Annotated in this window: 19 protein-coding genes and 1 pseudogene; 6 read left to right on the forward strand and 14 right to left on the reverse strand. The window is 52.3% G+C overall.

Features of this window, described 5'->3' with window-relative positions; translation table 11 throughout:
* Positions 1-57: 57 nt before the first annotated feature.
* From JWF83_RS11575 to dtpA, 3 genes are all read right to left on the reverse strand, one after another.
* Positions 58-837 carry an L-threonylcarbamoyladenylate synthase gene (locus JWF83_RS11575; RefSeq protein ID WP_413650368.1) on the reverse strand — a complete coding sequence of 260 codons (780 nt, stop codon included), beginning with the start codon at positions 835-837 and terminating at the stop codon, positions 58-60.
* Between the two features lie 220 nt (positions 838-1,057).
* Complete coding sequence (gene gstA, locus JWF83_RS11580; protein ID WP_413650369.1) at positions 1,058-1,663, reverse strand: glutathione transferase GstA; 606 nt, start codon at positions 1,661-1,663, stop codon at positions 1,058-1,060.
* 166 nt (positions 1,664-1,829) lie between these two features.
* The gene (gene dtpA / locus JWF83_RS11585) at positions 1,830-3,332 is read right to left on the reverse strand and encodes a dipeptide/tripeptide permease DtpA (RefSeq protein ID WP_413650370.1); all 1,503 of its coding nucleotides are present in this window, start codon (positions 3,330-3,332) and stop codon (positions 1,830-1,832) included.
* A gap of 491 nt (positions 3,333-3,823) precedes the next feature.
* Here dtpA and JWF83_RS11590 point away from each other — a divergent pair.
* Positions 3,824-4,053 (forward strand): annotated as a pseudogene (locus JWF83_RS11590) (choline dehydrogenase); the annotation flags it as partial.
* A 6-nt stretch (positions 4,054-4,059) separates the two neighbouring features.
* Here JWF83_RS11590 and JWF83_RS11595 read toward each other — a convergent pair.
* Positions 4,060-6,090: a helix-turn-helix domain-containing protein gene (locus JWF83_RS11595; RefSeq protein ID WP_413650371.1), complete on the reverse strand. Its 2,031-nt coding sequence runs from the start codon at positions 6,088-6,090 to the stop codon at positions 4,060-4,062.
* A 134-nt stretch (positions 6,091-6,224) separates the two neighbouring features.
* Here JWF83_RS11595 and JWF83_RS11600 point away from each other — a divergent pair, with 134 nt between their 5' ends.
* The 3 genes from JWF83_RS11600 to JWF83_RS11610 all read left to right on the forward strand — a co-directional run bounded on the left by JWF83_RS11600 (position 6,225) and on the right by JWF83_RS11610 (position 10,033).
* Positions 6,225-7,472: an MFS transporter gene (locus tag JWF83_RS11600; protein ID WP_413650372.1), complete on the forward strand. Its 1,248-nt coding sequence runs from the start codon at positions 6,225-6,227 to the stop codon at positions 7,470-7,472.
* A 12-nt stretch (positions 7,473-7,484) separates the two neighbouring features.
* Positions 7,485-8,879 (forward strand): amidohydrolase, encoded by a 1,395-nt coding sequence (locus JWF83_RS11605; RefSeq protein ID WP_413650373.1) that lies wholly within the window; start codon positions 7,485-7,487, stop codon positions 8,877-8,879.
* Positions 8,880-8,956: 77 nt separating this feature from the next.
* Positions 8,957-10,033, forward strand: a complete 1,077-nt coding sequence (locus JWF83_RS11610) for a porin (RefSeq protein WP_413650374.1) — start codon at positions 8,957-8,959, stop codon at positions 10,031-10,033.
* 238 nt (positions 10,034-10,271) lie between these two features.
* Here JWF83_RS11610 and JWF83_RS11615 read toward each other — a convergent pair whose 3' ends face one another.
* Positions 10,272-11,138, reverse strand: coding sequence for a helix-turn-helix domain-containing protein (locus tag JWF83_RS11615; protein WP_413650375.1), 867 nt, complete (start codon positions 11,136-11,138; stop codon positions 10,272-10,274).
* Between the two features lie 136 nt (positions 11,139-11,274).
* Here JWF83_RS11615 and JWF83_RS11620 point away from each other — a divergent pair, with 136 nt between their 5' ends.
* Positions 11,275-12,606: a glycoside-pentoside-hexuronide (GPH):cation symporter gene (locus JWF83_RS11620; RefSeq protein ID WP_413650376.1), complete on the forward strand. Its 1,332-nt coding sequence runs from the start codon at positions 11,275-11,277 to the stop codon at positions 12,604-12,606.
* A 32-nt stretch (positions 12,607-12,638) separates the two neighbouring features.
* On the forward strand, positions 12,639-14,315 hold the full coding sequence (locus tag JWF83_RS11625; RefSeq protein ID WP_413650377.1) for a glycoside hydrolase family 43 protein: 1,677 nt from the start codon (positions 12,639-12,641) through the stop codon (positions 14,313-14,315).
* Between the two features lie 49 nt (positions 14,316-14,364).
* Here JWF83_RS11625 and nth read toward each other — a convergent pair whose 3' ends face one another.
* The 9 genes from nth to ydgT form a co-directional block, all read right to left on the reverse strand.
* Complete coding sequence (nth, locus tag JWF83_RS11630) at positions 14,365-15,000, reverse strand: endonuclease III (RefSeq protein WP_413650378.1); 636 nt, start codon at positions 14,998-15,000, stop codon at positions 14,365-14,367.
* A complete protein-coding gene (locus tag JWF83_RS11635; protein WP_413650379.1) occupies positions 14,997-15,698 on the reverse strand; it encodes an electron transport complex subunit E in 702 nt (233 codons plus the stop codon). Before JWF83_RS11635 ends, nth begins: the two co-directional genes overlap by 4 nt.
* Entirely contained in the window at positions 15,691-16,323 is a 633-nt protein-coding gene (rsxG, locus tag JWF83_RS11640; RefSeq protein ID WP_413650411.1) for an electron transport complex subunit RsxG, read from the reverse strand. The genes JWF83_RS11635 and rsxG overlap by 8 nt, the downstream gene beginning before the upstream one ends.
* 13 nt (positions 16,324-16,336) lie before the next feature.
* The gene (rsxD, locus tag JWF83_RS11645; RefSeq protein WP_413650380.1) at positions 16,337-17,395 is read right to left on the reverse strand and encodes an electron transport complex subunit RsxD; all 1,059 of its coding nucleotides are present in this window, start codon (positions 17,393-17,395) and stop codon (positions 16,337-16,339) included.
* On the reverse strand, positions 17,396-19,582 hold the full coding sequence (gene rsxC / locus JWF83_RS11650; protein ID WP_413650381.1) for an electron transport complex subunit RsxC: 2,187 nt from the start codon (positions 19,580-19,582) through the stop codon (positions 17,396-17,398). It lies immediately after the preceding gene.
* Positions 19,575-20,153 carry an electron transport complex subunit RsxB gene (rsxB, locus tag JWF83_RS11655; RefSeq protein ID WP_413650382.1) on the reverse strand — a complete coding sequence of 193 codons (579 nt, stop codon included), beginning with the start codon at positions 20,151-20,153 and terminating at the stop codon, positions 19,575-19,577. Before rsxB ends, rsxC begins: the two co-directional genes overlap by 8 nt.
* The gene (rsxA, locus tag JWF83_RS11660; protein WP_017802232.1) at positions 20,153-20,734 is read right to left on the reverse strand and encodes an electron transport complex subunit RsxA; all 582 of its coding nucleotides are present in this window, start codon (positions 20,732-20,734) and stop codon (positions 20,153-20,155) included. The genes rsxB and rsxA overlap by 1 nt, the downstream gene beginning before the upstream one ends.
* 126 nt (positions 20,735-20,860) lie before the next feature.
* The gene (locus JWF83_RS11665; RefSeq protein ID WP_413650383.1) at positions 20,861-21,304 is read right to left on the reverse strand and encodes a DUF2569 domain-containing protein; all 444 of its coding nucleotides are present in this window, start codon (positions 21,302-21,304) and stop codon (positions 20,861-20,863) included.
* A gap of 282 nt (positions 21,305-21,586) precedes the next feature.
* Entirely contained in the window at positions 21,587-21,802 is a 216-nt protein-coding gene (gene ydgT / locus JWF83_RS11670) for a transcription modulator YdgT (protein ID WP_413650384.1), read from the reverse strand.
* Positions 21,803-22,189 lie beyond the last annotated feature (387 nt).

The following is a 22,189-nucleotide window of genomic DNA, read 5'->3' on the forward strand; positions in this document are numbered from 1 at the left end:
AACCCGGACCTGCGGGATAATCAGCTGGCGGGGCGTCAGTCAGACTGGTCGCCGGGATTAATAGTAATCGCCGTGACGGTAGTCCCAGGTGGTAAAGATATCGGACATCATTGACATAATTTTGTCGACATCCAGCCCCTTACGGATCAGCACCGGGCACGGAGTCACTTTACGCTCACCTTTCTGCTCAGGGACCAGTTTGCCTGCGGCATCCACCATCGACACCATCACCCCCTGCTCGTAACGGGTTTTATTGCTTTCATTCGGCTGGATCGATTTCACATAGTCGTTAGCGCCGATAATCAGATCGGCACGCTCTTCGATACGTTCGCCGATACCTTCTACCAGGCCACGGTTGCCTTTGCCTGACGGGTTGGCGGAACTGGCGAAGGAGAATTTACCGTGATTTTCCCACAGTTCTTTCGCCAGAATTTCACCCGGCTTGCCGAATTTAATCACGAAACAGCTGGTCTGACGGCCATCCATCATCAGCTCTTTTGAGCCGTCGTCAGGAATGCGCGCCAGCGCTTCTTCTTTCCACGGCAGAATGCAGCCCAGCAGCACATCAGCGTCCCAGTGTTGCTGATACAGTTGTTCGATTTCCGGGTTCAGCTGCGCCAGTTCTTTCAGCTGTTCCAGTGAGCCACACAGTACCACGCCGGGTTTATTACGGTTGCGTTGTTTAGCTTCAAACTTACGCTCCAGGCCGGCTTTATCAGAGGTCATAATGATGTAGCCTACTTTGGTAGGGCAGACAATCATACCGCCTTCTTTCGCCAGGATTTCAATTGCTTCCGGCTGTAAGCCACCGTTCCATTCGATTTTTGTGTTGCTCATCAGGGCACCTTTACGCAGATTCGGATTTATTCAGTTAGCGGTTAACTTAACGTTTTCCGCTGTACCGGGAATGCGTTAATCCTACCGCGCTTTTGCCGAACGACAAGTACCGTGCGGCAAAACCGGGGATTGTTTCATATTAGCAACAATGGCGCTAAAAATGCCGGGTTTACGCAGGCGAACTGGCGATAAAACCAGCCAGTGGTGGTGTCAGCCGCGCCTATACCAGACCTTCCGCCTTTAATGCCGCCACCACCGCCGGACGTTCTGCCACCCGCGCCATCCAGCTATTCAGCGCATCCAGCCCGCTGAGATTTAATTTCAGCGCCTGCGCCCAGCGCATCACCGTAAACAGATAGGCATCCGCCACGCTAAAGCGCAGCCCCATCAGCCACTGTTTCTCCTCCAGCTCGCCATTCACCCAGGCGAATTTCTGCTCCAGCGCGCTGCGCATTTTCTGTTTGTAGTTATCCGGGGCAGAGGAATCAAACAGCGGCGAACAGCCTTTATGCAGTTCGGTGGCAATATAGTTAAGCCATTCAATGGTGTGATAACGCGTCAGGCTGCCCGCCGGGGCCAGCAACTGACGATCGGCTTTCAGATCGGCAAGATACTGGACGATCGCCACTCCCTCGGTTAGCACTGTCCCGTCATCCAGCTGCAGCGCCGGAACCTTACCTTTGGTATTGATCTGCAGAAAGTCCTCACCGCGCTCGGTTTTCTTGCTGGCAAGATCAACCCTGACCGCAGTGAAATCAAGGCCACATTCACGCATCACAATATGCGGCGAGAGAGAACAGGCGCCGGGTTTAAAGAACAGTTTCATCGGGTGCTCCTAAAGCTGTTGGCAGGGATCTCATCAGCTTAGTGCCGGAAGCGGGAATTGTCAGTGAAGGGGGCGCGCAAGCTGCGCTTTTTCTGATCTGCCGCAGTATCAGCGGCAAAAAAAAACCGCCCGGGAGACAGGCGGCTTTACAGGTTGCGGGCTGCACTCAGAGAGTGGCGTCAGCCTGCTGTAACTCTGCCGCTTCTTCGCTCTGCGTCATGCGATTCAGCAACGGAGCGGTTAACAGCATCAGTACGGCAATGACCCCGGTAGCGATGCCAATTTGCAGGAATACATCACCGTAAACATGCAGCGACTGCAGTGGGTCAGTGACATTCTCTGGCACCGCCATCAGGTTGGCGATTTTACCGGCAATAATTGCCGCACCGGCGGTGGTCAGGAACCATGCGCCCATAATAAAGCCCATCAGACGCTGCGGAACCAGCTGAGCAACCATCGCCAGACCGAGGCCGGAGATCATGAGCTCACCGATACTTTGCAGCGCATAGCTCAGCACCAGCCAGTTAACGGAAACAATACCGGCATCGCTGGCGAATTTGGTGCCCAGCGGCAGTACCAGGAAGGCGCCGGAGCAAAGCACCATACCCATGGCAAATTTATGCGGCATCGGCAGACGGTCACCCATCTTGTTGTAGACCATCGCCAGGATCGGGCTGCCGATCATAATCCAGAACGGATTCAGCGCCTGAAACTGTTCTGGCTCCAGCGCCAGGCCGAACAGCGTATGCTCAACATTGCGAATAGCAAAGAAGTTCAGCGAGGTTGGCATCTGGCTGTACAGCACAAAGAATACCACCGCTTCCAGCATTAGCAGGAAAGCGACAATCATCTTGCGGCGTGCGGCACCCTGCATGGCAAAGGCTTCTTTAGCAAACAGCAGCACAATCCCCAGCACCACGCAGCCAAGCGCGATACGCGCAATCTGCTGGTTATGCAGCAGCCAGGTAGCGGCGGTAATCACCAGCAGAATACCCACCAGCGTCATCAGCAGTTTACCGGTATTGACCGGCGCAAAGTCTGCTGCCGAGCCGTGGTTCTTCACCCAGCGACGACAAAACAGGAAGTTCACCAGGGTGATCAGCATGCCGATAAAGGAGAGGGAAAACGCCACGCTCCAGCCATAGTGCGCAGCCAGCCACGGGGTGGCCATCATCGAGAACAGCGAACCGATATTGATCGCCATGTAATACATGGTGAACGCACCATCAAGACGCGGATCGTCTTTCGCGTAACAGGTGGAAAGCAGTGACGACGGGTTGGCTTTAAACAGACCGTTACCGACGGCGATGGTCGCCATACCGATATACACCATGCTCTGATCGTGACCCGACCAGGCCACCAGACCGTAACCGGTCGCCAGCACCAGAATGCCGAGGACGATCACGCGCTTGGTGCCGAGCACCTTATCACCCAGCCAGCCGCCAATGGCGACCAGGCCATACACCAGCGCACTGAACGAAGAGAACAGGGTGATGGAATCGGATTCAGACATACCCAGCATTTTTACCAGGTAGACCGCCATAACAGCCTGCAGGCCGTAATAACCAAAACGTTCCCACAGTTCAATGGAGAAAATCAGATAGAACGAACGGGGTTGTTTGAACGCATTGAGGCTAACCTCATCAGTGTGTTTGTTTGCAGTAGACACTCATACCTCTGGATAGATGCAAATTTCGCATCGGGAATTAAGCACGCGTAATAGCGCTAATCTATTCGGTGCATTGTTATAAGATGGGAAAAACGGCGGTTAATTTCGCTGATCCTGCGTCATCAGGCAAGTGTTTTTTCATTCTCTGTTATTTGGCGTGCTAACGAGGTTAAACAAGCGCAACATCGCTGTTACATGGTGTTAAATATTGATTTGACTTTATCAGGCAAAATAATACTCCGCTATTCTGCATGGTTTTTGACCATTAGTGGGATAAATCGCCATCTGTGTTAACCACCATGTAAAGCACGGTTATGTTTGATTTTTATAGATTAAAAAACTGTTAATGAGTTACCAACAGCATTTTTAATGCGATCGCCGCCTTGCCGGCAGAGAAATTTGAGCCGCAACAGCGATCCCACACCGGCAGCAGCAGATAACCGCCTATTTTTTGATGAAAAAAAAGAACCGGCAATGATCTTCCGCTGGGCGACAATGGCGCGCACGACTGGCATGGCGCGGAAGATTATCGCAGCGTCACCACGGCAAAGAGCGGCAATAGCCCGCTATACCGCGCCCTTGTCGACGCCGCCAGCCAGGCGGCCACGATAAAACTGACGATCTGAACGGTTATCGCCAGCATCACTTCGGCCCGATGGATCGTACCGTGATGGCAAAAGGACGGTGTTCCAGTATCGCGTGCGGCCACCCCGATCTCAGTATCAGGTCAGGGTTGTGAGTTATATAACCGGTTCATATGACAGGCCAGGTTAACAATAAGAAAGTCGTCTGGATCTGACAGGGTGAAATGGATCATATTTTCAATTTTTCTGATGCGCTGATATAAAGTATTTACATGGATATTAAGTGCCTTTGCTGTATTAAGCATCGAGCAGCTGTGATGAATAAAACTATTCAGAGTGATTAACAGCGTGGCATTTTTTTCCCCGTCCGCAAGCAGCGGCGCGAGCACATCAGCGATAAACCGATTCAGTTCTTCTTGTTCATGGTTGATAAATAACCTCTCAATACCACTATCATGAAAATACAATACCCCCTGTTGCTGGCGGGTATTAAGTACCTCCAGTGCCGTCCCGGCCTGTTGCCAGGCCAGTTTAAATTCATTCCGTTTCAGAATCTGGCTGATTCCAGCCTTACTGATTGCCGTTGGTGGTAATTCCCGGCTTATCTTTTCGGCGAACTCTTTTAATTTACTGGTATGCAGATCGGAGATATAGATAATAATACTGTGGCTGTCGGCATAGCTGAAGACATTACGCCGGTAAAACAGACTGTTTAATTTGTTAAGGGTGACAAATGAAGTCACTTCTTCATTACCATGATGATTAACTTGCAGGCGCAGACACATAATCCAGTTTTGTACCTGAAAACCATACTCCGCAAGGTTTTTTTCGCTGTCGCTGTTTATTCCCCGCGTGAAAACCTGTTCAATAAGTGCTGATTTCCGTTTGTGTTCCAGCATCAGGCTGCTGGCCTTGCGCATAATTTCCATAACGATAAAATCACCGAGACGCGAAAGAATCAGTCGGGTCGCATCGTTCACTGCCGCGGCGGGTAGAATAAAATAGCCGACAGAGAGATATTCATACTTCAGCGGTTGAATATACTCGTCGCCGGCAGAAAAATGACGCTCAGCGCCAGAGTGCGCCTGTTCCAGTTGTTGGAGATCATCCCAGCTGTAAGGGAAATTCACCGTATCGTTACAGAGATTACCCAGGATATCGATATAGCCTGCTTTCAGATTCACCCGTTCCAGGATGGCAATGATAAAAGAATTTAAGTTATTGATTCTGGTCGATAAACTCACCATGTCATTATGAAATTCCACGCTACCTTTCAGGATGGCGTTTTGCCGCTCAAGCTGTTTGCGCAGCGCTTCAACCTCATTCAGGCTGGAGATCTTTTCATCATATATTTTGGCATTTCTCCACGCCAGCGCCACTTGCGCGGAAAATGTCTCCAGCAGTGAAACTGCCAGTGAGTTAAAGACCGAATGGCGATTAAATGAGAGTAGCGTCAGTGTGCCATAACAAATTTGTTTATCCTGCACCGGAACGCACAGCAGGGAATTAGCAATGGGGTTATTTTCCATTATTGCGCTGCGCATCGCTGACTGATGGGTAAAAGAGGCGAGGATCGCCTCCCGGGAATTAAGCGTAACGGATTGTCTGCTTTCAAATACCCGCCCCGAAACAGATTCATGGGTTGAGACAGCATAATCATAATAATTTTCCTTAAACCCGGAAAGCGCCATTGGAATCAGCAGATTTTTCTGTTCATCATAGATACGGAATATAACCGCATCGCTAAATGGAATGGTCTTCAACGCGCCATCAACCACGTGCTGGGTGATCACTTCATGGGATAACCCGGAAGCAAGGTGCCAGGTATTATCGCTGATACGACGAAACATCGATTTTTGCTGCTGTAGTATCTCAGCGAATAGGGTGATTTTGATATCATTTAACAGTGCCTTGATCTGATTTTCTGCGCCGCTGCAGCTATCGTAATTTATTCTGATCATTAACGAGTCGATATACAGGCAGATGGCTTCAATACGTAATTCACCGGCGCTAAGGGTGTGAATTAAAATAAAGTTTTCATTTGATTCATCCATCTGGTTATCACTATCCTGCCGCAGGTCGTCAAATCTTTTTGCCGATGTCGCCACTGAAAAAAGCGCGGCCGGAAAATGTTGTCTGATGACTTTTTCCAGTGTAATGACATACTCCTGCATCTGCATACCCCGTATAAACCTACATATAATTTATGATTTTAGTGTGTGAAGCTACATAGATATTTATCACTTTATTTGCAAGTGTAGCAAGGCAGTTGTTGTGTTTTTATGGCAACCTCCCTGAGGAAGTATCTATGAGTAACCTGAAGACGAGTAATAAAAACAAACTGATCATCTTCATCTTGTTTTTATGTTGGGTTGTTGGGTTTATTGATAAAACAGCAATTAATATAGCTATTATCCCGATCGGCAATGATTTTGGTCTGGCCAGCGATGAAACCGGCATGATTATCAGTGGTTTCTTCCTCGCTTATTCATTAACTCAGCTGATTGGCGGTTATCTGGTCGATCGCCTTGGCAGTAAAACCATCCTGACCGGTGCGGTCGGGCTGTGGTCAGTGGCGACCGCCTTTACCGGTATGGCGGGTGGGGTAGTCACTCTGGTGATTTCCCGTTTCTTTGTCGGCGTCGGTGAGGCGGTATTTCCTTCCGGCAGCTCAGTGGTGATTGCGCAGCAGTTTGACCGCACAAAGATGGCGCGGGCAAAAGCATTTCTTCAGTCCGGGGCATCGGTGGGTTTTGCCGTTGGCTCTATCGTGGTCTCCACGCTGATTGCTTTTTATAACTGGCGCGTGATGTTTTTCCTGCTGGGGATTGCCGGCCTGGTGCTGGCGGTGCTGCTATGGCTGGTGCTGAAGCAACCGTCCGCTGAGCCGCAGCCTGACACCGTCAAAGCGGTGAACAAAGGTTCGGAAAAGCAACGTCTGCTGGAAATTATCGCCAGACCGCTGACCTGGCAGGTCGCCGCCTGCTACTTTTTTACCAATATTGTCTTCTGGGGGCTGCAATCCTGGTTGCCCTCCTACTGGGTGAAAGTGAAAGGGATGAGCATGGTGTCGATGGGTGCCTGGTCAGTCCTGCCACCGACCCTTGGTTTTATCTCCTTTCTGGCCTGTGGCTGGTTGCTGGACCGGTTCTTCACCGGACGCGAAAAGTACCTGATCGCCATCGGTTCAGGCGTTTCAGCGCTGTTTATCTGGCTGATGTTTAACGCCTCGTCGATTCTGCTGGCCTTTGCCTGGCTGTCGCTATCGAATATTTTCCTGAATGCCATCAGCATCAGCGTGTTTGTCACCATTATCAAACAGTTCCCCAAACAGTCGGTGGGAACCGCGACCGGATTGATTAACTCGGTGGCGCAAATCGGTTCGTTTCTGTCCCCGCTGGTTATTGGCTACATCCTGAAATTAACCGACCAGAACTATTCGGCAGCGTTTCTGATGATTATCGCCTGCGCCATCGTTACCTGCCTGATCTCCCTGTCAATCAAACATCAGAACAGCGTCGTTGAAGCTGAACTCACTGCCGGACCTGCACGTTAAAGAGAGAACCCGATGAACTATTTAGAGATTATCAAGGAAACCCTGGAAAAAGAACGCGCGCGCATCGTTGCCGTCAGCGATCAAATCTGGGAATTCGCCGAGGTTCGTTATGAAGAATCTCAGTCCGCCGCCCTGATGGCGCAAACGCTGGAACAGGCCGGATTTACCCTGACCCGTAACGCCGGCAATATTGACACGGCATTTGTTGCCAGCTTTGGCGAGGGACAGCCGGTTATCGCCATTCTCGGCGAATATGATGCGCTGCCGTCACTGAGCCAGAAAGCGAACCTGGACTGTTTTGCGCCGGTGGTGAAGGCCGGCAACGGCCATGGCTGCGGTCATAACCTGCTTGGCTCTGGCGCTCTGGCGGCAGCTCTGGCGGTTAAAGCCTGTATGCAGGCGTTAAACACCGGCGGCACGATTAAATATTATGGCTGCCCGGCGGAAGAAGGCGGCGGCGGCAAAGCCTATATGGCGCGGGCCGGTTTATTTGCTGATGTGGACGTCGCTTTTACCTGGCATCCATGGGATGAAAACCTTGCCTATAACGCCAGGATGCTGGCTACCAATCAGGTGAAATATCTGTTTAAGGGCAAAAGCACCCACGCCGCATTCAGTCCGCATCTGGGGCGCAGTGCGCTCGACGGCGTCGAACTGATGAACGTCGGCGCTAACTTCCTGCGTGAACATATTATTCCTGAAGCGCGTCTGCACTATGCCATCACCAACGCCGGCGGCAATGCGCCGAATGTGGTGCAGTCAGAAGCGGATGTGCTGTACAAAATTCGCTCGCCAAAAATGCAGCAGGTGCGTGAAATTACTACCCGGGTACACGATATTGCGCGCGGCGCGGCGCTGATGTCGGGCACGGAGGTGAGCATTGAATTTGATGCCGCCTCTGCCGATCTTATCCCGAACGTTACCCTCGCTACCATGATGGATGAAGAGCTGAGCAAAATCGGCCCGGTAACCTTTACCCGTGAAGAAAAGGCGTTTGCTCACGCCATTCAGCAAACTTTCTCTGAGGAAGAGAAACGGCTGGTGGCGAAGAAGGGCAAGGTGCTGGCGGAAGACCTGACCCCATTGCGTAAGGAACCTGATTTTCTCAATGGTTCAACCGATGTCGGGGATGTCAGCTGGCTGGTGCCGGTGGGGCAGGTGTATATCGCCACCTGCGCCTGGGGCACCCCGCCGCACTCCTGGCAGATGGTGACGCAGGGCAAATCCACTTATGCCCATAAGGGAATGCTGCTGGCGGGTAGCGTTATCGCCGCCTCAGTAATGCGCGCACTCACCACGCCGTCATTAATTGCTGCGGCAAAAGCGGAGCACACCCGCCAGCTGGACGGTGAAAGCTATAACTCACTGTTGCCGCCTGAAGCGCAGCCACGGCCACTTAATCGCTAATTAATATTTAACGTCTGAGTGGGGCAATACCCACTCAATAATAACACTAATAATATCCTGAATATGATGAGGCAAAAATGAATGCAGGTAAAACCTCCCTTGTCCTGATGTCGCTATTAATTTCCGGCGTATCCGGGGCGGCGGAAATTTATAATAAGGATGGTAATAAGCTGGATCTGTATGGCAGCATGCGCGCGCGCCACTATTTTAGCGATGATACCAGCGTCGATGGCGATAACAGCTATTTACGTTTCGGCTTTCGCGGGCAAACGCAGATTAATGATAAATTAACCGGCTTTGGTCAGTGGGAATATAATATTCAGGCGAATAAATCTGAGGCAGAAGGGACCGACGGCAGCAAAACCCGCTTTGGCTATGCGGGGTTGCGCTATGGCGATCTCGGTTCGCTGGATTACGGGCGAAATGCCGGGGTGTTGTATGACGTTGCCAGTATTACCGACTTTGCGCCTATCTTCGATATTATGACTGACAGCTATACCGATGGCTTTCTCACCGGTCGCGCCAACGGTCTGTTGACCTGGCGTAACAACAATCTGTTTGGTCTGAATGATAAAATTAAATTCGCCGTCCAGTACCAGGGACAGAACGGTGAGGGCAGCAATAACAGCAGTCGCTCGGTTTACGCTGCTAACGGTGAAGGCGCGGGCATGTCGGCGAGTTATGCTTTCGACTGGGGCGGCACCCTGCTGGCGGCATACGGCAACTCGAAACGCACCACGGCTCAGCAGGCACTGGCGTATGGCGATGGTGAGCGTGCCGAAATGTGGGCCACCGGGTTTAAATATAATCCCGGACCATTCTACGCCGCGGTGAAATATTCGCAGGGATACAATATCACCCCGATTAAAAATTATGGATACGCTAATAAAACGCAGAACATTGAAGCTTATCTGCGTTATGTCTCTGACAATGGCATAACGCCCGGCATTGGCTGGTTTCAGTCGAAAGGCAAAGAGATTGAGGGATATGGCGATGTTGATTTAGTTAAATATCTCGACCTGAATATCTCATACTTTTTTAATAAGAACTTCTTTACCTATGCCGATTATAAAGTTAATCGACTGAGTGAGAATACTCCATTTGGTATCTCTACCGATAATAGCTTTGGCGTTGGCATGACTTATCAGTTTTAATAGCTGTTAATACCATCATTATAGCCGGTGCAAATCATTAACACGGGCGGCATTAATGCTGTCATTATGATCGGCAAAAATCATTAACACGGGCGGCATTAATGTCGTCATTATGATCGGCACAAATCATTAACACGGGCGGCATTAATGCCGTCATTATGATCGGCAAAAATCATTAACACGGGCGGCATTAATGCCGCCCCTACAAACGTAGGGGAGCCATTAATGGCTCCCGTCCCTACAACGCAGCGACATTATTATTGTAAATCTGGCCGCGAAATTCACTGGGCGTACAGCCGAGATACAAACGGAATTTTAGCGTGAAATAGGCACCGTCGGTAAAGCCCGCTAACTGTGAAATATCGGCGATTTTCATTTCTGTTGACGATAACAGACCCATTGCCAGCTTTAACTTGCGCAATAACAGGTACTCTTTAAAAGTCATACCAAAATGCGTTTTAAAACAGCGTGAAAAATACGACTTCGATACTGAGCATCCCTGCGCTGCCTCAGCGGTGGTGATCTCATAGTTATTCTGGTTCTCCATCTGGTATAGCAGCTTTAGCAGCCGGTCAGGGAAATCAGCCGGTTGATGCGGAAAAATCTGATTATTCCCGCACTGCAGCGAGAAAACGTCTTCCAGTAATAACGCCAGCGCTTTTGTTAACAGAAGTTGCTGCGCGTGATGATCCTGAAATCCGGCACACCATGAAAACAGGGCGGCGATACGCGCTGATTGCTGCTGTTCCGGCATATAGATTGCTGCCCGCTGTTTATGCTGTGCAAAAGAACAGATACTCAGTTTATTTATTAACTCACTCTCAAACTGGAATAAATAACGCAGGTGCTGTCTGGCGGCATCTAACTGCAATTCGTGTGTCATCAGGGTGGGGATAAACACCAGCGTATGATCTTTGATCGGGAAGCATTCACCATTAAAGGTAAAAACGCCACTGGCTTGCTCAAACCACATCATTTCATACATTAAATGATAATGAGGCGGAATGATATCGCCGGGATAATCCGTCAGCTGATATTGTTTTAAGAAATAGAGCTCTTTATTCGGCAGGATAATGTTTTCGTAAATGGGATAGTCATCACGCATCAGGTTCACCTTTCTTATAGTTCTCAACGCTTTTTATACAGACTCAGTTACGCAAAATCAATAATCTGAAACGCAGCTTCACTGTAACCCTGCCCAGGTGTGTTTATAATTATATCAACAAGATACCGAGGAATAAATGACTAATGTTACCCTGACTCGTTATGAAAAGTTTGGTTATGGCTTAGGGGATGCGGCCTGCAATCTGGTATGGTCAACCATCATGCTTTTCATGGCTTATTTCTATACCGATGTATTTGGCCTGGTCCCGGTACATATGGGAACCATGTTTCTGGCGGTTCGCGCACTTGATGCAGTATTTGATATCTATATTGGCGCTATAGCCGATCGCACCCGCAGCAAAAACGGGCAATTCAGACCGTGGATACTGTGGTTTGCCATTCCATTTGGTCTGGTGTGTATGATGACATTTTACACCCCGGATCTCGCCTATAACGGAAAACTGATTTACGCCTGTATTTCCTACACCCTGTTGTCATTTTTTTACAGCACAATCAACGTGCCGTACTGCGCAATGGTCAATAATTTAAGCCGCTCATCAGCGGAGCGGGTATCGTTGCAATCCTGGCGTTTCGCCATGAGTGCCTGCGGCGGTCTGATGGTGTCGGTTGCCGCGTTACCACTGGTTGCCTGGCTGGGCAAAGGCAATTTACAACAGGGTTATTTCTACTCGATGATGTTTATCAGCGTACTCGGTATTATTCTGTTGTTCTTCTGTTATGCCGCCACTAAAGAGAAATATATTGCCGAACCGGATGTTAATCGTTCAACGGTAGGCGCGGATCTGCGCATTTTATTAAAAAGCCGCGAGTGGCTATCACTTTTTGTGCTCAATATTGTCAACCTGGTGGCGGTGATCTTTAAAACCGGCGTGATTATCTATTTTTGTAACTATGTTATTAACCGGCCCGATCTGAGCAGTACTTTCCTTACCGTGGCACTGGTTTCCGGGCTGGCCGGAGCTCTGCTGTCAGCCAGCGTATTTAAAAATATCAGCAAGGTAAAAGGTTTTAAAATTTGCATGCTGGCAGAGGTGGTGATGCTGGTGGCGCTCTATTTCGTCCCGGATAACGCCATTATTGCCATTCTGGCGTTACTGATTCTGATTAACTTTGTGCAGCTGCTGGCCACGCCATTGCAGTGGGCAATGCTCTCTGATGTGGTCGATATTATTGAACTGCAAAGCGGCAAAAAATTGAGTGGCATCGTCTTTTCTACCAATTTATTCGCCATCAAACTGGGAATTGCTCTGGGCGGCGCGCTGATTGGCTGGCTGCTGGCCTGGAATGGCTATGTCGGCGGCGTGGCGCAGCAATCAGCCGCGGCGGCGCATACCATCCGACTGCTTTTCACCCTCTATCCGGCATTTCTGGTGCTGTTACTGGTAGTGATTATCCGTTACTACCGGCCAGATAACGATATTGCCGCTAACCTGATGAAAACTCACTGATTAAATTCACACGCTGATATATTGAGGTTGTTATGATTGTGCAAAACCCAATTCTGAAAGGCTTCAATCCCGATCCGGCCATTTGCCGCCGTGGTGATGATTACTATATTGCCGTCTCTTCCTTTGAATGGTTTCCCGCTATTCCGGTTTATCACTCCCGTGACCTTAGCCACTGGACATTGCACACGCATGTGATTAATGACCGCCATCTGCTGGATCTGAGGAAATTGCGCTCGGCGAAAGGGATATGGGCGCCTTGCCTGACCTGGAGCGAAGCGGAGGGGCTGTTTTATGTACTGTATGGCGTGATGAATTCAATGAATGGCCGCTATTTTGATGTCGATAACTACCTGGTCAGCGCAGAAAACATTGAAGGTCCGTGGAGTGAACCGGTATATCTGCACTCGGCGGGCTACGATGCCTCACTTGTGCACGATGATGACGGCCGCAAATGGGTGGTGGCAGTGGATTGGGAAACCCGCGATAACTATCAGGGCGCTATCAGCGTGGTGGAATATAATGCGGAAAGCCGGTCGCTGATCGGCTATCCGCAACGTATCTGGTCGGGGGCTTTTGAAATCGGCGCTGAAGGCGCACACATTACTAAACGTAACGGTTATTACTACCTGATGTGCGCTGAAGGCGGGACTGGCTACGGCCACTGTGTCACCATGGGGCGCGCCAGAAATATCTTCGGCCCGTATGAGAAAGATCCGCTTAATCCGATTCTTACCTCAGCGACGGCAGCGGCACTGCATGCGCCGCTGATAATCAATAAAGATTCCGCTGAGGCTTTTGATAAAGATTATTTGCGCCGCGCCTGCTTTAATCCTGACTCCTATCTGCAAAAGTCAGGGCATGCCAGCTATGTTGAGAATGATAACGGCGAAGTGTTGCTCGTTCACCTGTGCGCCCGCCCGCTGCGTCCGGAGCTCTGTTGTCCGCTCGGCCGTGAAACGGCAATACAGCGGATGTACTGGTCAGAAGATAACTGGCTGCGACTGAGCTCTGGTGGCAACCTGGCTCAGGAGGGGATGGAAACAGGCGCTGTGGGCGGCAGCCAGGGCGCGGGCGTGGTTGAACATCATATTCAGTTCGACTCTGCGGCGCTGGATATTAATCTCTACGCCCCGCGTATTGCCGCCGATTGCTTCGCCGATACCGCCACGAAGGCGGGCTATGTGACGCTACGCGGTCAGGAATCACTGTGCTCGGAAAACAATGTCAGTCTGCTGGCCCGCAAATTAACCTCGCTGGATACCACCGTCAGCAGCAAAATGGATTTTTCCCCGCAGGTATTTCAGCATAGCGCGGGGCTGGTTTTGTATTATGACAATATGAATTATTTGTTTTTGCAAAAGACCTTTGATGAGCAGACCGCTTCACCTTCGCTGTATGTCATTCATCTCGATAATGGTTTGAAGCGTGAGGATCACCTGGATGAGATTCATCCTGAGCAGGCAGAGCTTTATCTGCGCCTGAATATTGCCGGGCGGAAAACCTTCTTCTCGTGGTCAGTTGATGGTGAGCAGTATCAGAGAATTGGTAAAGAGTATGCCACGGCGCTTTTTTCTGATGAATACAGCCGCTACGGTGAGTTCACCGGTTGTTTCGTCGGGATGGCTTGTGTTGACAGTCTCTATCACCGCGCCGCCGCGCACTTTGCTTTTCTGCATTATCGTGCGGATGAGAGTAAGAAAATAAGTTAATGAGGTCGCCACCCTAACCCGGCAGGCGCAGGGTTAGGGTGGCGGGGGGTTACAGTTCGACTTTGCTGTCATACTCGCAAAGATCTTCGATCAGGCAGGAGCCACAGCGCGGTTTACGCGCCACACAGGTGTAACGCCCGTGCAAAATCAGCCAGTGGTGGCAATCCACCTTAAACTCGGCAGGCACCACTTTTAACAGTTTCTCTTCAACCTCTTCGACATTCTTACCCGGCGCGAAGCGGGTGCGATTACTGACGCGGAAAATATGCGTATCCACGGCAATGGTCGGCCAGCCAAACGCGGTGTTTAGCACCACATTGGCGGTTTTGCGGCCGACGCCGGGCAGCGCCTCCAGCGCCGCGCGATCCTCCGGCACCTCGCCATTATGCAGTTCCAGCAGCATACGGCAGGTCTTAATCACATTCTCCGCTTTGCTGTTAAACAGGCCGATAGTTTTGATGTACTCTTTTACGCCGTCGACGCCCAGTTCCAGCAACGCCGCCGGCGTATTGGCTACCGGCCACAGCTTCGCGGTGGCCTTATTAACGCTGACATCGGTGGCCTGCGCGGAAAGCAGCACGGCGATCAGCAATTCAAAAGGGGAACTGAATGCCAGTTCGGTGGTGGGATGCGGATTATTGTCACGCAAACGGCTCAGGATCTGATGACGTTTCTCTTTATTCACAGCGCTTTCCCGGTATGTCCCTCCGGCGCAACCTGGGTTGCCGCCAGTCGTGCCGCACGAGCTTTCATTTTCTGATCGATCATATACTTGCCGGCCAGCATCATGCCCAGGCCAATAAAGGCGCCGGGTGGCAGCATTGCCAGCAACATTGGCGAGTCAAAATGCACCACTTCAACGCGCAGGACTTTAGCCCAGGGGCCTAGTAGCTGATCGGCGCCGTTAAAAATAGTGCCATTACCGATGATTTCACGCGCCGTGCCGAGTACCGTCATGGCGCAGGTGGCGCCCATACCGGTAGCAAAGCCGTCCAGCGCCGATAGCGGTATGCTGCTTTTCGATGCCACCGCTTCGGCGCGGCCCACCACGATACAGTTGGTGACGATCAGCGGGATAAAGATCCCCAGCGACTGATACAGGCCATAGGCGTAAGCGTTAATCAGCATCTGTACGCAACTGACCACGGCGGCAATAATCATGACATAGATAGGAATGCGGATTTCCGGCTTCACCCAACGACGCGAAGCGGAAATCGCGCTGTTGGTACAGGTCAGCACCATGGTGGTGGCAAGACCGAGGCCGAGTGCATTGGTGGCGGTCGAGGTCACCGCCAGCAGTGGACAGAGGCCAAGTAGCTGTACCAGCGACGAGTTGTTTTTCCACAAGCCGTTAATTAAAAGTGTTTTAGCTTCACTACTCATTGCTCTCTCCACAGTCCGGTAACGACGTGAGTCTGGTCGGCAGCGTTTCTGCATACAGGGTAGTGCGTTTTACCGCATTCACCACCGCGCGCGGGGTAATGGTGGCGCCGGTAAACTGGTCAAAATCACCGCCATCTTTTTTTACCGCGAACCGCCGGTCATCCGCACCTGTGACCTGCTTACCATTAAAGCTGTTGATCCAGTCGGAAATGCGCAATTCAATTTTGTCACCGAGCCCCGGGGTTTCATGATGCTCCACCACCCGGCTACCGTACACGTGACCATTGAAATTGGCCCCGACCAGTATCTGGATCTCCCCAGCATAGCCGTCCGGCGCAGTAGTCTCAATAGCCACCGCCACCGGTTTCTGCTGCATACGCGCCAGATAGAGGCGGTGCGGCTTAGCATTGCCCAACGCGCTGTCAGTGACAACGTAACATTCGCGCTGAATCGCGTTATCATACACCTCTGGTGGCAATACCTGATCCAGCAGCGCTTTCTGCTGGAGTGCCGTCTGATGCTCAATCGTCGGTTTGGTTACGGTATTTATCACCGCGGTTACGCCAGTGGTGACCGCCGCGAACAGCGCCAGCGTCACGCCATTTTTCCTGATGGAATCCAGCATACTCATCCTGTGCTTATTCCTTGCGATGGCCGTAAACGCGCGGCTTGGTATAGTAGTCGATCAGCGGCACGGTAATATTGGCCAGTAAGACGGCAAAGGCTACGCCATCAGGGTAACCGCCAAAACTGCGGATCAGCCATACCAGTAAACCAATCAGCGCGCCAAATAGCAGGCGGCCTTTATTGGTGGTGGAGGCCGTCACCGGATCGGTGGCGATAAAGAATGCGCCGAGCATGGTGGCGCCGGAGAACAGATGAATCAGTGGCGACGCCAGACTCTGTGGCGAAATCAGCCAGCCAATGGTTGCGCAGACGGCCAGCGACAGCAGGAAGCTGAGCGGAATATGCCAGCGGATGCTGTTGCTCCATAGCAGAAACAGGCCACCGAGCAGAAAACCGGCATTCACCCACTGCCAGCCTAAGCCGGCAATGACGCCGCTATAAATTGGCTGGGCTAATAGCTGATCGGCGCGGTGACCGGCCCGCAGCCCGGTTTTAAAGGTATCCAGCGGTGTTGCCTGGCTGACGCCATCAATGCCAGCCTGCAGCTGCTGCATGGTGTCACCCGCCAGCGTGTGGTGGCTGAAGATCATGCTGAGGGAGTCCATTAGCCCGGGGGTGACGGATTGCAGCGCGTGCGGCGGCAACCAGCTGGTCATCTGTACCGGAAAGGAGATCAGCAGTACCACATAGCCGATCATTGCCGGATTAAATGGATTCTGACCCAGACCGCCATAAAGTTGCTTGGCAATCACCACGGCAAACAGCGTACCGACCACAATCAGCCACCACGGGGCCAGCGGCGGGATACTGATGCCGAGCAGCAGGGCAGTCAGCAGCGCGGAGTTATCACCGAGAATTGCCGCCACCGGCTGGTTACGCAGTTTAACGATCATCCCTTCCGCCGCCAGCGCGACAAGTGCCGCCAGCGCCACCTGAATCAGGTTACCGTAGCCAAAGTAATACCACTGGGCCGCCATGCCCGGAATTGCAGCCAGCAACACCAGCAGCATAATGGTACCGGTGCTGCGCTGATTGTGGGTATAAGGCGAACTTGCAATACGAAAAGCCATTTATTCCTCTTGCGTCGAATGCTGCTGCGCGGCTTTGCGCGCTTTTACGCGCGCAATGGCCGCCGCCACTGCCGCTTTACGCGGATCGTCAGTTTCACTGTCGGTGTCAGGGGCGGTTTGCCGGGGTTCAGCGGGTTGTGTGGCCTGTGCCGCTTTTTTTGCTTTAGCGCGGGCAATAGCCGCTTCGACGGCGGCCTTACGTGGATCGACCGTATCGGTATGCGGCGCAGGTTCAGCCGGCGCGCCAGTTTCGGCGCTTTGTGCCGCTTTTTTTGCTTTAGCGCGGGCAATAGCCGCTTCGACGGCGGCCTTACGTGGATCGACCGTATCAGTATGCGGCGCAGGCTCAGCCGGCGCGCCAGTTTCGGCGCTTTGCGCCGCTTTTTTTGCTTTAGCACGGGCAATGGCTGCTTCGACGGCGGCTTTACGTGGATCAACCGCCTGCGGATCGACCGGTGCCTCTGCCGCCGCTTTTTTCGCTTTGGCGCGGGCAATCGCTGCTTCTACCGCAGCTTTGCGTGGATCGCCAGCCTGACGGGTAAGTGGCTCGGTCTCCGCCTGTTTTTCCGCCTGACGCGCCCGCGCCTGTGCTTTCCGCGCTTCACGCTGCGCAATCACCAGCGCATTATCCGGCTCTTCTCCGGCCTGCACGGTCACCGGCTGGGTCGTGGCGGCATGTCTGGCTTTTACCCGCTCCAGTGCTGCGCTAATCTCACTCTGATCGCTGCTGCTGACCTTGCGTTTCGCCTGCTCATGACGCGCTTCACGCGCCTGTTTCTCGCGCTCGAGCCGTTCCTGACGTGCTTCAAAACGGGCTTTCGCCTGGGCAGTGCGTTGTGCCTCAAGATCAATGGCGCGCAGCTCTGCTTTCTCCTGACGATAATATTGCACCAGCGGAATATTGCTCGGACAGACATAAGCGCAGGCGCCGCACTCGATACAGTCATCAATAGCGTGCGCGCGGGCTTTTTCATGATCGGCGCCCTGACTAAACCAGTAGAGTTGTTGCGGCAGCAGATTGGCCGGACAGGCATCGGCGCAGGCGCTGCAGCGAATACAGGATTGCTCCGGCGCGCTGTGCCCCATTTCACTGGCGGAAGGCGCCAGAATACAGTTGGTGATTTTCACCATCGGCACATCCAGGGCGGGCAGGGTAAAGCCCATTAATGGACCGCCCATTACTACCATCTGGCCGGAGGCCGGAGTAAAACCAACCTGATGCAGCAGATGGCTGACCGGCGAACCAAGGCGACCCCAGAGATTACAAGGCTGAGCCACCGCTTCACCGGTCAGGGTGACGACACGTTCGGTTAACGGTTCGCCGTCAATAATCGCGCGTTTCACCGCAAAGGCGGTACCGACATTCTGCATCAGCACACCGATATCCGACGAGCGCCCGCCGTGCGGCACTTCCTTGCCGGTAAGAATTTTTGTCAGCTGTTTGGCGCCGCCGGAGGGATATTTGGTCGGAATAACCCGCAGCTGCAAATCAGTACTGCTGCCGATTGCCTGCTTCAGCGCGGCGATCGCGGCGGGTTTATTGTCTTCCACCCCAATCAGCACCTGCGTGGCCTGTAATACCCAGCCGAGGATACGCGAGCCTTCGAGGACTTCATCGGCATAGTCCTGCATCAGCCGGTCATCGGCGGTTATATAGGGCTCACACTCGGCGCCGTTGATAATCAGGGTGTTAACCCCAGTGAGACCGCCTTTCAGCTTGGTGGCGGTGGGGAAACCCGCGCCGCCCAGACCGGCCACGCCAGCCTGGTGAATCCGGTTGATCAGCTCAGCGCGATCCAGCTGGCGATAGTCGCTCAGGGTTTCGCGCTCGATCCAGCGATCTTCGCCATCCGGAGTAATAAACACACACATCTCTGACAACGCCGAAGGGTGGGCGGTCATATGCGGCGCAATGTCGTCGACTATACCGGAGGTCGGCGCATGAACCGGCAGCATACGTCCGCGGCCAAAGGTCAGCGGCTGACCGCGCAGCACCTTGTCGCCCGGGCTGACGCACAGTTCGCCTTCATTACCGATATGCTGCTTCAGCGGAATAATAAAACGCTCAGGTAACGGGATCTGACGCAGCGGTGTGCCGTTTGACTGGGTCTTCATCTCCGGCGGATGAATGCCGCCATCGAAGTCCCAGATTTTCTCTTTTTTAAACCAGTTAAACAGATTACGCATGACGTTCCACGGGAATGACCCTGACAGGGATCGTATTCAGATCCCACTTCCAGTTGGCAGTGGTGGTCGCCACCGGACGCATTTCAATACAGTCGGTTGGGCAGGGGGCAACACAGAGATCGCAGCCGGTGCAGACATCGCTCAGCACGGTATGCATCGCGCGCGTGGCGCCGACAATGGCATCAACCGGGCAGGCCTGAATACATTTGGTGCAGCCAATGCAGTTGGCTTCATCGATCCACGCCACCGTGCGCACCGGTTCTTGCGCCGTGGCGTCGCCGTCAATCGGCTGCGGATCAACATTTAACAGTCCGGCCAGCTTCAGCATGGTCTGCTCGCCGCCGGGGGCGCATTTGTTAATCGCCTCGCCGTTGTTGCCTACCGCTTCAGCATAGGGGCGACAGCCGGCATAACCGCACTGTCCGCACTGGCTTTGCGGCAGAATTTCATCGATTTGGTCAACGATGGGATCGGCTTCGACTTTAAAGCGCCGTGAGGCATAGCCCAGCAGTCCGCCAAATACCAGACTCAGGGCGCTTAAGGCAATAATTGCTATCCAGATGGCTGACATCAGAACTTCACCAATCCTGAGAAGCCCATAAAGGCCAGCGACATCAGACCTGCGGTGATCAGCGCGATGGATGAACCTTTAAACGGCGCCGGGACATTCGCCAGCACCAGACGCTCGCGCATTGCGGCAAACAGCACCATCACCAGCGAGAAACCGATTGAGGCGCTGAAACCATACATTGCCGCCTGCATAAAACTGTGGTTGAGGTTGACGCTCAGCAGCGGCACCGCCAGCACGGCGCAGTTAGTGGTGATCAGCGGCAGAAAGATACCCAGCAGGCGATAAAGCGCCGGGCTGGTTTTCCGCACCACCATCTCCGTGAACTGAACGGTTACGGCGATCACCAGAATATAGGCAAGGGTGCGCAGGTAGACCAGATCGAGCGGCAGCAGAATAAGATGATTCACCAGCCACGCGCAGATCGAGGCCAGGGTGATAACGAAGGTGGTGGCGAGTCCCATGCCAATTGCCGTTTCCAGTTTTTTGGAGACGCCCATAAAGGGACAGAGGCCGAGAAACTTCACTAATACGAAGTTATTCACCAGCACTGTGCCAACAAAAAGAAGCAGGTATTCGGTCATGATTACGCCTGGGGAAACAATAAAAGCCGCTTATTATCGGGCATTGGCGGCTGTATCACAATATCTGTGCCGCGCAGGGGCGGCAGATAGCACTCAGGATTAAATTACTGACGCTATAAACGTCACCTATTGCTCAATAAATGTGTTTTTAACCCGTTGAGAACGTTTGAAATAGGGAACCAGAAGTGACGCCGCCAGCAGGGCGATCAGTAGGGTGCGGATTGCCGCGCTATCGCTGACCGGTGAGAAGGCAAAGGTCTTAATGGCCAGCACCACGGTGAGCAGCAGCCAGATAATGTAGTGGCGCGGTAAACGACGCGAGCGTTTGCAGAACATCCAGGTCACCCAGATGCTGTAGATCCACACCACCAGCGAGGTTAGCAGCGACAGTGACCACTGCAGAGTAAAAGCCTGGGTGTTATGCAGTAATGCCTGACGCAGTTCCGGATTTACCAATGCGCTGAGATACATTGCCAGCACCAGAGCACTGGTAAGCAGCGTCATGAGCAGCCATGCCAGCGGAACAATAAGCCATCCGCCAATGCGTGGCGCAGAAGATTGCACAGACATGTTAGGTTTCCTGACAGAAATTAAACGGCGATCACAGCGTTTTACCGGCTGTCATCTGCGATATGGAACGCGAGGATTATACAGAAAAAAGCCGCGAGGGCCATAAAGGCGCGGGGGCGTTGCAGGATGCCATTAATATGACGGAATATAACGGGAGCCATTAATGTGACGGGAGCCATTGAGATGACGGGAGCCATTAATGTGACGGAATATGACGGGAGCCATTAATGGCTCCCCTACAGTTACAGTTACAGTTACGGTTATGGTTACGTTTATGGTGGCTTATACCACGTAGCGCCATACCGATTTTGGCACGCAGCCTAAATCGAATAAACGCCCACCGGAGACCAGTTCAGCGCGGCGGTGATCGGCAGCACGGTACATGTTCAGAATTTCACGGTCGTCGCTTAATGAGTAATTAAGATGATCAAACAATTTTTCCAGAGTTTCTAAGCTACTCACTTTACGAAATTTCAACAGGTAATCTTGCGCTGTCATAGTAGTCGTCAGGTAGGGGGATGATAAGCATTCAAGTATAAGGAGAAGGCCAATGCTGTCTATAGCTTAAATGGTAAAAAAGCGTCAAAAATAAGAAAAGTACGCCACAATCCATCACAATCGACCTCTTTTGAGAGTTTTCTGTAATTAATGATGCGACAAAAAGTCGGTATCTGCCGCAGAAATAGATGTTTCTCCCTGCTCACCCTCGGGCTGAATCGTATCAGGCCATAATGGCGGTTGATCCGTTCGCGCAGTAGGCGTCATTGGCGCTGGTGGCTGGTGGTTTTTTGTCCGTAAACGCCGGGAAAATAATCATTTTTACCCGCTGCTGACGTTTTGCCGACTGTTACCGGTAAAAGAAACAATAAACTGCATGATGTGCGA

The sequence above is a fragment of the Pantoea sp. B65 genome (assembly GCF_047308185.1).
GTDB lineage: Bacteria > Pseudomonadota > Gammaproteobacteria > Enterobacterales > Enterobacteriaceae > Erwinia.

What these genes read in the sequence shown, in the direction of transcription:
- rsxD (WP_413650380.1), bottom strand. Translation starts at nt 17,395, where the DNA reads ATGGCTTTTCGTATTGCAAGTTCGCCTTATACCCACAATCAGCGCAGC.
- JWF83_RS11625 (WP_413650377.1), top strand. Translation starts at nt 12,639, where the DNA reads ATGATTGTGCAAAACCCAATTCTGAAAGGCTTCAATCCCGATCCGGCC.
- rsxA (WP_017802232.1), bottom strand. Translation starts at nt 20,734, where the DNA reads ATGACCGAATACCTGCTTCTTTTTGTTGGCACAGTGCTGGTGAATAAC.
- rsxC (WP_413650381.1), bottom strand. Translation starts at nt 19,582, where the DNA reads ATGCGTAATCTGTTTAACTGGTTTAAAAAAGAGAAAATCTGGGACTTC.
- ydgT (WP_413650384.1), bottom strand. Translation starts at nt 21,802, where the DNA reads ATGACAGCGCAAGATTACCTGTTGAAATTTCGTAAAGTGAGTAGCTTA.
- JWF83_RS11605 (WP_413650373.1), top strand. Translation starts at nt 7,485, where the DNA reads ATGAACTATTTAGAGATTATCAAGGAAACCCTGGAAAAAGAACGCGCG.
- rsxB (WP_413650382.1), bottom strand. Translation starts at nt 20,153, where the DNA reads ATGTCAGCCATCTGGATAGCAATTATTGCCTTAAGCGCCCTGAGTCTG.
- JWF83_RS11665 (WP_413650383.1), bottom strand. Translation starts at nt 21,304, where the DNA reads ATGTCTGTGCAATCTTCTGCGCCACGCATTGGCGGATGGCTTATTGTT.
- JWF83_RS11620 (WP_413650376.1), top strand. Translation starts at nt 11,275, where the DNA reads ATGACTAATGTTACCCTGACTCGTTATGAAAAGTTTGGTTATGGCTTA.
- JWF83_RS11610 (WP_413650374.1), top strand. Translation starts at nt 8,957, where the DNA reads ATGAATGCAGGTAAAACCTCCCTTGTCCTGATGTCGCTATTAATTTCC.
- JWF83_RS11595 (WP_413650371.1), bottom strand. Translation starts at nt 6,090, where the DNA reads ATGCAGGAGTATGTCATTACACTGGAAAAAGTCATCAGACAACATTTT.
- JWF83_RS11600 (WP_413650372.1), top strand. Translation starts at nt 6,225, where the DNA reads ATGAGTAACCTGAAGACGAGTAATAAAAACAAACTGATCATCTTCATC.
- rsxG (WP_413650411.1), bottom strand. Translation starts at nt 16,323, where the DNA reads ATGCTGGATTCCATCAGGAAAAATGGCGTGACGCTGGCGCTGTTCGCG.
- JWF83_RS11615 (WP_413650375.1), bottom strand. Translation starts at nt 11,138, where the DNA reads ATGCGTGATGACTATCCCATTTACGAAAACATTATCCTGCCGAATAAA.
- JWF83_RS11575 (WP_413650368.1), bottom strand. Translation starts at nt 837, where the DNA reads ATGAGCAACACAAAAATCGAATGGAACGGTGGCTTACAGCCGGAAGCA.
- JWF83_RS11635 (WP_413650379.1), bottom strand. Translation starts at nt 15,698, where the DNA reads ATGAGTAGTGAAGCTAAAACACTTTTAATTAACGGCTTGTGGAAAAAC.
- gstA (WP_413650369.1), bottom strand. Translation starts at nt 1,663, where the DNA reads ATGAAACTGTTCTTTAAACCCGGCGCCTGTTCTCTCTCGCCGCATATT.